At 60.4% G+C, this 12,687-nt stretch carries 11 protein-coding genes; 10 read left to right on the top strand and 1 reads right to left on the bottom strand.

The features are described from left to right. Window positions 1-63 precede the first annotated feature (63 nt). From AFK24_RS18775 to AFK24_RS18750, 6 genes are all read left to right on the top strand, one after another. On the top strand, window positions 64-588 hold the full coding sequence (locus tag AFK24_RS18775; RefSeq protein WP_065834652.1) for a DUF3087 domain-containing protein: 525 nt from the start codon (window positions 64-66) through the stop codon (window positions 586-588). 534 nt (window positions 589-1,122) lie between these two features. After that, the gene (locus tag AFK24_RS18770) at window positions 1,123-2,421 is read left to right on the top strand and encodes an MFS transporter (protein WP_065834651.1); all 1,299 of its coding nucleotides are present in this window, start codon (window positions 1,123-1,125) and stop codon (window positions 2,419-2,421) included. A 66-nt stretch (window positions 2,422-2,487) separates the two neighbouring features. Further along, window positions 2,488-3,792 (top strand): cation:dicarboxylate symporter family transporter, encoded by a 1,305-nt coding sequence (locus AFK24_RS18765; protein WP_065834676.1) that lies wholly within the window; start codon window positions 2,488-2,490, stop codon window positions 3,790-3,792. Further along, window positions 3,789-4,697 (top strand): NAD(P)-dependent oxidoreductase, encoded by a 909-nt coding sequence (locus AFK24_RS18760; protein ID WP_065834650.1) that lies wholly within the window; start codon window positions 3,789-3,791, stop codon window positions 4,695-4,697. The genes AFK24_RS18765 and AFK24_RS18760 overlap by 4 nt, the downstream gene beginning before the upstream one ends. Before the next feature lie 142 nt (window positions 4,698-4,839). Then, window positions 4,840-6,183: an MFS transporter gene (locus AFK24_RS18755; protein WP_065834649.1), complete on the top strand. Its 1,344-nt coding sequence runs from the start codon at window positions 4,840-4,842 to the stop codon at window positions 6,181-6,183. 61 nt (window positions 6,184-6,244) lie between these two features. Then, a complete protein-coding gene (locus AFK24_RS18750; RefSeq protein WP_065834648.1) occupies window positions 6,245-7,516 on the top strand; it encodes a gallate dioxygenase in 1,272 nt (423 codons plus the stop codon). On the opposite strand, the gene AFK24_RS18745 is transcribed toward AFK24_RS18750, so the two are convergent. Further along, complete coding sequence (locus AFK24_RS18745) at window positions 7,477-8,715, bottom strand: LysR family transcriptional regulator (RefSeq protein WP_065834647.1); 1,239 nt, start codon at window positions 8,713-8,715, stop codon at window positions 7,477-7,479. The genes AFK24_RS18750 and AFK24_RS18745 overlap by 40 nt on opposite strands. 140 nt (window positions 8,716-8,855) lie before the next feature. On the opposite strand from AFK24_RS18745, the gene galB reads away from it, so the two are divergent. From galB to AFK24_RS18725, 4 genes are read left to right on the top strand one after another with little or no spacing between them, the layout of a single operon-like run. Further along, a complete protein-coding gene (gene galB, locus AFK24_RS18740) occupies window positions 8,856-9,596 on the top strand; it encodes a 4-oxalmesaconate hydratase (protein WP_065834646.1) in 741 nt (246 codons plus the stop codon). Then, a complete protein-coding gene (locus AFK24_RS18735; RefSeq protein ID WP_065834645.1) occupies window positions 9,593-10,309 on the top strand; it encodes a 4-carboxy-4-hydroxy-2-oxoadipate aldolase/oxaloacetate decarboxylase in 717 nt (238 codons plus the stop codon). The genes galB and AFK24_RS18735 overlap by 4 nt, the downstream gene beginning before the upstream one ends. A gap of 3 nt (window positions 10,310-10,312) precedes the next feature. Continuing rightward, on the top strand, window positions 10,313-11,401 hold the full coding sequence (locus AFK24_RS18730; RefSeq protein ID WP_065834644.1) for a 4-oxalomesaconate tautomerase: 1,089 nt from the start codon (window positions 10,313-10,315) through the stop codon (window positions 11,399-11,401). 43 nt (window positions 11,402-11,444) lie between these two features. Further along, window positions 11,445-12,119: a DUF3313 domain-containing protein gene (locus AFK24_RS18725; protein ID WP_065834643.1), complete on the top strand. Its 675-nt coding sequence runs from the start codon at window positions 11,445-11,447 to the stop codon at window positions 12,117-12,119. Window positions 12,120-12,687 lie beyond the last annotated feature (568 nt).

The raw sequence follows: 12,687 nt of genomic DNA, 5'->3' as shown, positions 1-12,687 counted from the left end.
CGTTTAGCGTTGATAATGCCCCGCTTGCCGCTCCTGCCAACCACCACGGAATCCACAAGTGTGATGTTCGAGATCAAACCGCTGAACCCACAAACCTACCGCAGCCAGACGCGACGCAGCACGCTGATCATCGCCGTGACCTTCGCGGTGCTGGCCATGGCGCTTTCCAGCCTCGCGGTGCACCTGTTCGGTGTGCCCGATGGCGATAATTTCAGCCTGAACCTGGGAGGCGTTATCGTCGCGTTGCTGCTGATGATTGCCTTGGTTCGCTTCATATTCTGGCCACAGCCGTGGATGGCGGCGGCGGTCTACGGTTGGCAACTCAAACGCAACCTGATGCGCATTACCAACGTCATGCACCACATAAAGTCCGGCGTGGCGGCCGATGATCCGGCGGCGATCAAACTGCTACGCTTCTACCATCTGGCGCTGGCGCAAATGCATGAGCTCGATGGCAATACCGGCGCCCACAGCGAGCTGCTCAGGGATAGCGAGCAACACAAGGAACGCATGACAGCCTTGAGCATCAGCCCGGAGCAAACTCGGCTTGATCCGGCATGGATTGAGGCGGTCAAAGACCCGCACTGATTGAAATGCGTTCCAACAAAACCGCGTCGGCGCAGGCTATCGAGTTGGGTCAGGTAGATTTGGGTTAGCCGGGTCTGCCTCTCGGGGACAAGTCCCCTCCTACCAGTTTTGCATCGGCCCGGTAGGACCGGACTTGTCCGGGAAAAACGATAACGCGGTGGGTCTGACTCACCGAGGCGACTGATGCGCGGGCAAGCCTCGCTCCAACAAAACCGCGTCGGCACAGGCTATCGAGTTGGGTCAGGTAGATTTGGGTTAGCCGGGCCTGCCTCTCGGGGTCTAGTCCCTCCCTGCCGGTTTTGTATCGGCCCGGTAGGACCGGACTTGTCCGGGAAGAACGATACCGCGCGGTGTCTGGTCCACCGAGGCGTCTGGTTCGCGGGCAAGCCTCGCTCCAGCGGACGCTGCGTAAGCTTCGTGCGTGTAAGGAGAGCGATATAAACAATAGCGTGGGCTCGATAAAGCTTTCGCGCCAGGCAGCAGCATCTATCCCGGTAACCTCGTCCTTATTGCCATAAAAATAAGGATGAGCATATGCGACTGGGTTGGTATTCCGATCTGACGTCCACCGAGAAGCGCACGTACTGGGCCTGTTTCGGTGGATTTACCCTCGACTCCATGGACTCGACCATCTTCGCGCTGATGATGCCGGTATTGCTGTCGGTGCTTAGCCTGAGCAAGTCCGATGCCGGGTTGCTGGGGTCGGTGTCCTTGATCGGCAGTGCATTGGGCGGCTGGGGCGCGGGGATGCTGGCCGACCGTTATGGCCGGATCAAGGTCATGCAGGGCACCGTGTTGTGGGTGGCGATCTTCACCTGCATGGGTGCGTTCTGCACCGGCTTCTGGAGTTTCCTCCCTGTGCGCTTTCTGCAAGGCATCGGTTACGGCGGCGAAGCGGTGGTCGGTGCGGTACTGATCAGCGAAGCGATCAAGCCTGCATTGCGCGGTCGCGTGGCCGCTTCGGTGCAGAGCGGCTACGCGGTGGGTTACGCGATTTCACTGGCGACCATGCCGGTGCTGTTCAACTTCCTGCCGGAAGACATCGCCTGGCGGGCATTTTTCGCCATTGGTTTGTTGCCCGCATTGCTGATCTGGTTCATCCGGCGCCTGGTGCCGGAGTCCGCTGCCTTCAATCAGACCCGCAAACTCCACAAACCCATCGACGTGCGGGCGATTTTCGCTGCCGAGCACCGTCGCGTCACGATTATCAGCACCGTGCTGGCCAGCGGTATCTTTGGTGGCGCGTACATCATGATCACCTGGCTGCCGACCTATATGCGCACGGTGCTCAACCTGCCCATCGCGTCCACTTCGGGGTATCTGGCTGTAAACATCGTCGGCTCGCTGCTGGGCCCGTTCATCTATGGTCTGCTCAGCGACCGGATTGGCCGGGGCAGGGCGTTCATGTTGTTTCTGGTGTGTCAGGCGATTGTGGTGTCGGTGTACATGTTCGCCGATATCAGCATGAACGTGATCCTCGCGTTGGGCCTGTTGCTGGGCGCTTTTCAGGGTGGATTGGCGTCGGGTCTGCCGCTGACGTTCTCGGAACTTTACCCGACCCGCATGCGCGCCAATGGCGCAGGGTTCTGTACCAGCTTCGGTCGGGGTTTCGGTTCGATCATGCCTGCGGCAGTGGGCTTCGCGTCGATTCACATGAGCCTGCCCGTGGCCATGGGCTCTTTCGCCATCGGCTCATACCTGATCGGCTTTCTGGCCGCGTTGTGTCTGCCGAATGCAACCGGGGTTGATATGACAGCGGTGGAGAGCGCAGCGCCTGAACCAGTCGGATTGGCCGATCCAGTTATAAAGGAAAGGTATAGCAGTTCAAGCTGAACGCATTATCCGGGGTTGGCCGCACGTGCCACCCTTCTCGGCAATAAAAACAATGCCGAGAGCCTCATGAAACTACTCGCAAAGCTTTACATTCAGGTGCTCATCGCCATGGCGCTGGCCATCGCGCTGGGCCTTCTGGCACCTGAAATCGCCGTAAAAATGAAACCGCTGGGCACTGCCTTCATCGCGTTGCTGAAGATGCTGCTGGGACCGATCATTTTTTTCACGGTGGTCCACGGCATCGCTCATATCGGCGATTTTCGTCGGCTGGGGCGCATCGGTATCAAGACCCTGATCTATTTCGAAGTGGTCAGCACGCTGGCCATGGTCGTGGGTTTTACGGTGGTGAACCTCGTGCGTCCTGGCGACGGGCTGCACGCGCACATGGGCGATCAACTGGCTGCCGGTCAGGCGGCGACGGTCAATGCGGCGATGGCTGGCGGCAGCTTCAGTCTTGAGCATTTCTTCCTGTCGATCATCCCGAAAACCCTGGCTTCAGCCTTTGTCGACGGCGACATCCTGCCGGTGTTGTTTGTGTCGGTGTTGGTCGGCCTGGCCCTTGCCCAGTGCGCCAAGCCGGATTGGGTTGGCATGCGCCTGCTTACCGAGGGGCAGACCGTCACCTTCAAGCTGCTGGGTTACATCATGCGGCTTTCGCCCATCGGCGCGTTTGGTGCGATGGCCGCTGCGGTGGGCGGATTCGGTTCGCAAACGCTGCTTTACCTGCTGCGCTATATCCTCACCTATTACGCCAGCGTGCTGATTTTCATCTTTCTGGTGCTGGGCAGCGTGGCGGCGCTGGCGGGCTTTTCGATCATCAAGATTCTGCGGGTCATCAAGGAGGAAGCGATCATTGCCATGGGCACCGCGTCCAGCGAGGCGGCGTTTCCCAAACTGGTAACCAAACTGACCCAGGCCGGTTGCGACGAAGCCGTTGTCGGCTTCGTGCTGCCAGCCGGTTACAGCTTCAACATTGATGGTGCCTGCCTGTACATGGCCTGCGGGTTGGGATTTCTTGCCCAGGCCACCGACACCAGTTTGAGTTTCGCCCAGCAATTGAGCCTGCTCGGGGTCATGTTGTTGACCTCCAAGGGCGGCGCCGGTGCCGCGGGCGGCGCGGTGATCAAGCTGGCCGCGACGCTGGAGTCGGTACGCGTCTTGCCGCTGGGTTCTCTGGGCCTGTTGTTCGGCATCGACCGGGTGCTGGCGATTGCCACCTCAACCACCAACGTGATCGGCAACAGCGTCGCGGTCTTTGTTATCTGCCGCTGGGAAAACCTGTTCGACCGCCAGCGTTTCGACGCCTATTTAAACCCCACTGAATCAACGGCGCCGGCATCGCAGCTGGCCCTGGAGGACACAGCCAAATGACTGCCATCAACCCATTAACATCTGTCGCACTCATCGGTTTCGGCGAGGCCGGCGGTATTATTGGCCAGGATCTGGCCGCGCAAGGCGTCAGCGTGCGTACTTATGATCGTCTGTTGGACGATCCGCTGCGGCGCGACGCGCTGCTGGCCAAGGCCGCCAGCGCCAAAGTTGAAGTCTGTGAATCGGCAGCCGCAGCGGTGCAGGGCGCGCAGCTGGTGATCTCCGCCGTCACGGCAGGTTCGGCGCTGGCGGTGGCTACTGGACTGGCCGGTTATATGCAGCCGGGTCAGCTATTCATGGACCTCAATTCGGTAGCGCCCACCACCAAGCAGGCCGCCAGCAACGCCTTGCAGTCCAGCGGCGCACTCTACATCGATGCAGCAGTGATGGCTCCGGTCCCGCCGCAACGCTTGCAGACCCCGATTCTGCTCGGCGGTGCAGACGCGATGGCCTTGCAGCGCTGGCTTGATCCCTTGGGCTTCAACGTGCGAGTGGTGGCGGACAGCGTCGGCGTCGCATCGGCGATCAAGATGTGTCGCAGCATCATGATCAAGGGGCTGGAGGCGCTGACCACCGAATGCCTGTCGACGGCTCGGCAGTATGGCGCCGAGGAAATGGTTCTGGCGTCGTTGCACAAGAGTTTCCCGGACATGGGCTGGAACGCGCGGCAACCGCATTATCTGATCAGCCGCGTGGCCGAGCACGGTCGTCGACGAGCCGAGGAAATGGAAGAGGTGGCCAAGACCGCAGCCGATGTCGGCGTGAGGCCGAACATGAGCCAGGCGATTGTCGCCACGCAGCGGGGCCTGGTGGAAAGCATGGCCCGCAATGATCTGGTCTATGCCGAACCCTTTGCCTGGCAGGTGCTGGTGGACGCGCTGTATCCCGCCAAATCGCTGCACTGAAAGCACGCTTATAAATAAAAACGATGCCTGCTTAAACACTTCACAGGCCGGTACAACCCGCCGTTGGCTTAAGCTTCGGCTACAGTTGTCGGCCTGCCTCGGCCGTACCAATTGAACTCTCACAATAATAAAAGGTACCTCCATGCACACTCCCGCCGTGGACATCAAACAATGGATTGATGGGCGCTCCGTCTCCCGCTATCAATGGCTGGTTCTTCTGCTGTGCTTTCTGATCGTCACGTTTGACGGACTTGATGCGGCGATCATGGGTTTTATTGCGCCTGCGGTGATCCAGGACTGGAATATTTCGCGCACCGCTTTCGGTCCGATCATGGCCTCGGCGATGGTCGGGCTGGCCGTCGGCGCGCTGGTGTCCGGCCCGTATTCGGACCGCCTGGGGCGTCGCCGCGTACTGCTCTGGTCGGTGGCCGCCTTTGGCCTGTTCAGCGTGGCCTGTGCATTCGCCCGCTCGCCCATGGAATTGGCCGCGCTACGTTTTTTGACCGGCCTCGGCCTGGGCGCTGCCATGCCCAACAGCACGACGCTGTTGTCTGAATACATTCCGCAGCGTCTGCGCGGCTTGCTGATTACGCTGATGTTCATGGGCTTCGGCCTGGGTTCGGCGTCGGGCGGTTTTGTCTCGGCGTGGATGGTGCCGCAGTTTGGCTGGCATGCCGTGTTGCTGCTGGGCGGCGTGCTGCCATTGTTGCTGTTGCCGGTCTTGTATTTCCTGCTGCCGGAATCCGTGGATCTGATGATCAATCGCGGTTTCCCTCGGCCACGCATCCTCACGGTATTGCGGCGCATGGGCGGCCAGTTTGCCGATGACGTGGTGTTCGCCACTTCAGGTCCGACCAACCGGGAATCCGCCGGCAGCAAAGTCCGCCATTTGTTCACCACGCAATACCGCTGGCGCACCATCAGTTTGTGGTGCACCTACTTCATGGGCCTGGTGGTGATTTATTTGCTGACCGGCTGGATGCCGACCCTGATCAAGGACGCTGGGGTGAGTCTGGAGCGCGCGGCCATTGTCACCGCCATGTTTCAGTTCGGCGGGTTGATCGGCATCGTGCTGGTAGGTTTTTTCATGGATCGCCTGAATCCCAAGGCGGTCATTGCCCTGGCTTATGTCGGCGGGGCAGCGTGTATTTTTGCCCTTGGCTTCGTTGAGGTCGGCGCGTGGGCATTGGGTGTGCTGGTGTTTGCCTCAGGTTTTTGCATCAACGGCGCGCAAACCGGGCTCAACGCTTTCGCGCCCGGCCAGTATCCGACGGATTTTCGCGCTACCGGCGTGAGCTGGATGCTGGGTATTGGTCGGTTTGGCGGCATATTGGCGTCCATGAGCGGCGGCGCACTGTTGAGCCTTGGTCTGCCGATGAGCGTGATCTTCGCCGTGCTGGGTGTTCCGGCGGTGCTGGCGGCCATTGCAATCATGGCCGGTCCTCGGGCGACCTCCGGGCAACTGCAGGCGCAGCCGGGCCACTGATATTGTTCGAGCCCGGTTGCGGGCCCGACTTCTTTTACCTCTACAACGTGGGGATTTTCATATGGCGCGAATCATTGGCGGACTGGCCGTCTCACACACGCCGACCATTGGCTTTGCGGTCGATCACGACAAGCAGGACGAGGCCGCCTGGGCACCGATCTTCGAAAGCTTCAAGCCCATCAAGACGTGGCTGGCGGATCAGCAACCCGATGTGCTGTTTTATATCTTCAATGACCATGTCACTTCGTTCTTTTTCGACCATTATTCGGCGTTCGCGCTGGGCGTGGATGAGCGCTACGAAGTCGCCGACGAGGGCGGTGGCAAGCGCAATCTTCCGGCAATTGGAGGCCATGCAGCATTGTCCCGGCATATCGGCAACAGCCTGATGGCAGACGAGTTCGATATGTCGTTTTTCCGCGACAAACCCATTGATCACGGACTGTTTTCGCCGATGTCGGCCTTGATGCCGTTCAAGGACGGCTGGCCGGTAGACGTGGTGCCGTTGCAGGTGGGCGTGTTGCAGTTCCCGATCCCCAGCGCCAAACGCTGTTACAACTTGGGCAAGGCGCTGCGTCGGGCAATCGAAAGTTACCCGGAAGACCTCAAGGTGGCGATTGTCGCCACCGGCGGCGTGTCCCATCAGGTGCATGGCGAGCGTTGCGGCTTCAACAACCCGGAATGGGATGCGCAATTTGTCGACCTGTTCGTCAATGATCCGCAGCGTCTGACGGAAATCACCCTGGCCGAATACGCCACCCTCGGCGGCATGGAAGGCTCCGAGGTCATCACCTGGCTGATCATGCGCGGCGCCTTGTCGGCCAATGTGAAAATCCTGCATCAGGATTACTACCTGCCTTCCATGACCGGCATTGCCACTTTGCTGCTGGAAAATCAGGCCCGGGACGTGCCAGTGGATGTGCAGCAACGCCACCGCGATCACATCAATCATCAATTGGCAGGCGTGGAAAAACTCGAAGGCACTTACCCGTTCACGCTGGAGCGCAGCCACAAGGCCTATCGGCTCAATCGTTTCCTGCACAACCTGATCGATCCGGCCTGGCGCCAGCGCTTTCTGCAAGAGCCGCAGGCCTTGTTCGCGGAGCACCAGCTCACCGATCAAGAGTGCGAACTGGTGCAGGCCCGAGACTGGCAGGGTCTGATTCGTTATGGGGTGATTTTCTTCCTGCTGGAAAAGCTCGGCGCCGTGGTCGGGGTGTCCAACCTGCATATTTACTCGGCGATGAAAGGCTTGTCTCTGGAAGAATTCCAGAAGACTCGCAACCAGCAAGTGCTTTATTCGGTAGCGGGCAAGACGCCATCCACCACCGCTTGATCGTCGCTGTCGACCTCCCGCGCCACCTTCCGAATGCATTCGATCAGCGCTTCGGCTGCGGGGGAGTGCAGGCCGTTGGTGCGGTAGATCAGGCCGATTGCGCGCTGGGTATCCGTTAGCTGCAGCTTCAGCTTCTGCAATTCCCCGGAGGCAATTTCGTACTCCAGTTGATGCGCGGAAACGATCGCCAGCATATGCGAGCGCATCAGCAAACCGCGGATGATCGCCATGTCGCCGGTTTCCACCACCGGCACCAGCGGTTTGCGCCCCAGTTCGGCGAAGTGCGCTTCCAGCAGCCGGCGTGCCGGGGTATCGGCGCGCGGCAACACCCAGCTGGCGTCGGTCAAATCGTCCAGAGTGATGCGACGTTGCAGCCACGGATGGCCGCGTCCGGCCAGGATCACCATTTCTTCGGTCAGCAGCTTTTCCCCGTGCAGGTCACTGGCGTAGTCCTGCGGGCGCAAGGCGCCGAACACGAAGTCCACATCACCGGCGCGCAGCTCCAGGGCCAGCAGATTGAACGGGCTTTCATTGGTGGCCACGCGCACACCGGGATGTTCGGCCAGCAGCCGTACGAAGGCTTCCGGCAGGATGCGCGTGCGGCCCAGCGGCAACGCGCCAACGGTGACCAGACCTTGCAGCGAACCTTTGATCAGCGCCACGTCGGCGCGGATGTGGCGTAGCTCGTTCAAGGCGCGGCGCACCGGATAAAGGATGTCGTTGCTGGCGCGGGTGGGTTGCAGGCCCCTGGCGGTTCGTTCGAACAACACCTTGCCTGCGCCGTCTTCAAGCATCTTCAGCGCGGCGCTGATGGCCGGTTGCGTCAGGTTGAAGGAGCGCGCGACGGTCTGCATGTGCTGGGTTTCGCAGAGCTTGACGAAGATTTGCAAGCGCCGGGTCTGCAACAGATACAGCGGTTCGTGGGGCGCGTGACCAAGCAGGGCCGGGATCGCCTCCAGCTCGGCCATCACCCGGCGGGCCCTGGGCAGAATGGCTTTGCCATAAGGCGTCAGCAGCATGCCGCTGGCATGGCGTTCGAAAAGTGGCACGTCGAGGCTCACTTCCAGATCGCGAATCGCCCGGGTCACCACCGACTGCGCCCGCAGCAGCACTTCAGAGGCGCGCGACACGCTGCCGTGCTCGGCAATCCGGATAAAGGCGCGAATCTGCATCAGGTGGGGCAGGGCAGTGTCCGGCATCTTGGCCTCTGGGTCTGGGAAGAGATCTCGGGATTGTCCCCGATAAACAAAACGTATGGCTCGCCCAGCCTTACGCATTAGTCCGGCCAGAGCAAGCCTGTCAGCATTTATCGAAATAAATAAGGGAGTCTTCCCCGGCCATGAATACCGTAAATAACAAATCCGCCTTGGTTGTCAGCGCCCACTCTGCCGATTTCGTCTGGCGTGCCGGCGGCGCCATCGCCTCGCATACCGCCCAGGGTTACGCCGTGCACATCGTTTGCCTGTCCTTCGGCGAACGCGGCGAGTCTGCCAAGCTGTGGCGCAAAGGCGCCGAGATGACCGAAAGCAAGGTCAAGGCGGCGCGTCGCGAGGAGGCTCAGGCTGCGGCCGATATTCTCGGTGCCACGGTTGAGTTCTTTGATATCGGCGACTATCCGATGCGCGCCGACAAGGAAACACTGTTCCGTCTCGCCGATGTGTTTCGCAGGGTGCAACCGGAATTCGTCCTCAGTCACTCGCTCAAGGACCCTTACAACTACGATCACCCGCTGGCCATCCATTTGACCCAGGAAGCGCGCATCATCGCTCAGGCCGAAGGTTACAAACCTGGCGAAAAAATCGTCGGCGCGCCGCCGGTCTACAGTTTCGAGCCGCATCAGCCTGAACAGTGCGACTGGAAGCCCGACGTTTTGCTGGATATCACGGCGGTGTGGGACAAGAAGTACGCGGCCATCCAGTGCATGGCTGGCCAGGAGCATTTGTGGGAGTACTACACCCGCGTCGCTTTGCAGCGGGGTGTGCAGGCCAAGCGTAATATCGGCATCACCGCCAGCAAGGACATCATCTATGCCGAGGGCTATCAAAGTATTTTCCCTCGCGTAACGGAGAATCTGGGATGAGCAATCTTGTCGGTAAGACCGGCGTCGTGGTTCGCAACATTCAGCGCGCGGATTCAGCGTTGATTGACGAACTGACCCGCTATGGCGTCGCCACGGTGCATGAAGCCCAGGGCCGCAAAGGCTTGCTGGCGTCGAACATTCGGCCCATCCAGCAGGACATCGCCATGAGCGGTTCGGCGGTCACCGTGCTGGTGGCGCCGGGTGACAACTGGATGTTTCACGTGGCGGTAGAACAGTGCCAACCCGGCGATGTGCTGGTGGTTGCGCCGAGTTCGCCGTGTACCGACGGTTTTTTTGGTGACTTGCTCGCCACTTCTCTGCAAGCGCGGGGCGTGCGCGGGCTGGTGCTGGACGCCGGCGTGCGCGATACCAAGACCCTGCGCGAGATGGGCTTTCATGTCTGGTCCCGCGCGGTTCATGCCCAGGGCACCATCAAGGAAACGCTGGGCTCGGTGAACATTCCGGTAATCTGCGCCGGGCAGTTGATCAATCCTGGAGATGTGGTACTGGCCGATGATGATGGCGTAGTCATCGTGCGTCGCGACGAGCTGCCAGCGGTTATCGATGCCAGTCGCAAGCGGGCGGACCTCGAAGAGCAAAAGCGCCTGCGCCTGGCGGCTGGCGAGCTGGGCCTGGATATCTACAACATGCGGGCGCGGCTTGACGAGAAAGGCCTGAAATACTACGACAGCCTCGACCAACTGGAGGGCTGAGCCATGAGTCAGATCCGCATTCCCTGTTTGCTGATGCGCGGCGGCACCTCCAAGGGCGCGTACTTCCTGGCCGACGACCTGCCAGCCGATACCGAGGCGCGTGACCGCGTTCTGCTGGCGGCCATGGGTTCGCCGGATGCGCGGCAGATCGATGGGCTGGGCGGCGCGGACTCGCTGACCAGCAAAGTAGCAATCATTCGCCGTTCCCAGCGGCCTGGCGTGGACGTCGATTACCTGTTTGCCCAGGTTGTGGTGGCCGAACCCCGGGTGGATTACGGGCAGAACTGCGGCAATATCCTGGCGGGCGTCGGGCCGTTTGCGATTGAGCGCGGTCTGGTCGCCGTGCAGGGCGCGCAGACCCGGGTCAGGATCTACATGGAGAACACCGGCCAGACCGCCACCGCGATCATTCAGACCCCTAACGGCGCGGTGAACTATGACGGCGACGTCAGGATCGACGGCGTTCCCGGCACCGCAGCGGCGGTAGTGGTGGAGTTCGACGATATTGCCGGCTCCAGTTGCGGCGCCTTGCTGCCGACCGGCAATCCCGTCGACCGTTTCGACGGCGTGCAAGTGACCTGTATCGACAATGGCATGCCGACGGTGCTGATCCGCGCGCAGGATCTGGGTTGCACCGGTTATGAAAGCTGTCAGGAGCTGGACGCCGATGCAGATCTGAAACAGCGCATCGAATCGATTCGTTTGCAGGCGGGTCCGTTGATGAATCTGGGTGATGTCCGCCTGCGCACGGTGCCGAAAATGGTCCTGATCGCCGCCCCGGTAGCGGGCGGAACCCTCAGCAGCCGCAGTTTCATTCCGCACAAATGCCACGTCTCGATTGGCGTGTTCGGCGCGGTCAGCGTGGCGTCGGCCTGCCTGATCAGCGGCACTGTCGCAGATGGCCTCGCGCAAACCAGCGAGGCTGCCGACCAGCAATTGTCGGTGGAGCATCCCACTGGAGAATTCAGCGTGCGCCTGCGTCTGGATAACGGTGTGCTGGCCGGTTGCGGCCTGGTGCGCACCGCGCGGTTGATTTTCGATGGGCAGGTGTGTGTTCGCGAGTCAGTTTTCTCGGCTATACCTAGTCGGTGACTTGCTAATTCCCCAAGCGCCTGACCCTTCACGGAGTGAAGCCATGCCCACACTTGCCCTTAAAATGAGTTCGTTATGGTTGGTTGCCGTAACGGTTGCAGGATGTGCCAGTTCAGTGACCCAGCCGGATGAGTATTCCGGGTTTCTCAAGGATTACAGCCAGCTCAAGCAGGAGAAATCACCCTCTGGTGCCGACGTGATGCGTTGGATTGACCCGCAGCTCAATCTCGCGAAATACACCAACGCCTACATCGAACCGAGCCAGTTTTATCCCAAGCCGCAAGCGACCGACAAAATCCCGCAAAGTACGCTGCAAGGCATCACCCGATATTACGACCAGGCGTTGAAACGGGAACTGGGCAAGTCGCTCCCCATTGCCGCCTCGCCCGGCCCGGGCACGATTATCATCAGACCGGCGATCACCGCGGTCACCAGCAAGACTCAAGGCCTTAAACCCTACGAAGTGATCCCCATCGCATTGGTGGCGGCAGCGGTCAGCACCGCATCGGGGATTCGTGACCAGGAAACCACCATCGCCACCGAAGCGGCGTTCCTCGATGCCGACACCAACAAGGTCATCGCCCAAGTGGTGCGCAAAGGCTCCGGCAGCCCCTTGGAGAGTTCGGCACAGGTCATGAAGCCAGACGACGTCAAGGCGGTACTCGATGGTTGGGCGTCGGATCTGCATCAGTCGTATTTGAAGTTGAAGGCGAAGTAGCAACAAGGTCTGTGGACCGTTGGAGGCTTGCCCGCGAAGGCGTCATCTCAGGTGATAGAAATGTCAGCTGGAATACCGATTCGCGGGCCCGCTCGCTCCGACGAATTCCGTATGAGTGACAGCCCCTCAAAGCATCGGAATCGGATAGCCGACAATCGTCCGGAATTCATTCTGGTCACCCTAGGCCTGATCTGCGTTGCCACTTTGCACGCAGCGAATCTGCGTCCCGTTGGAGGCTTGCCCGCGAAGGCGTCATCTCAGGTGATAGAAATGTCAGCTGGAATACCGATTCGCGGGCCCGCTCGCTCCGACGAATTCCGTATGAGTGACAGCCCCTCAAAGCATCGGAATCGGATAGCCGACAATCGTCCGGAATTCATTCTGGTCACCCTAGGCCTGATCTGCGTTGCCACTTTGCACGCAGCGAATCTGCGTCCCGTTGGAGCGAGGCTTGCCCGCGAAGGCGTCCTCTCAGGTGATAGAAATGTAAGCTGGAATACCGATTCGCGGGCAAGCCTCGCTCCAACGAGTTCCGTACGAGTGACAGCCCCTCAAAGCATCGGAATCG

The organism is Pseudomonas syringae, assembly GCF_001698815.1.
In the GTDB taxonomy this organism is placed as follows: domain Bacteria; phylum Pseudomonadota; class Gammaproteobacteria; order Pseudomonadales; family Pseudomonadaceae; genus Aquipseudomonas; species Aquipseudomonas syringae_A.
The sequence above is the reverse complement of the archived record's forward strand: the minus strand, read 5'-3'. Positions and strand labels throughout refer to the sequence as shown.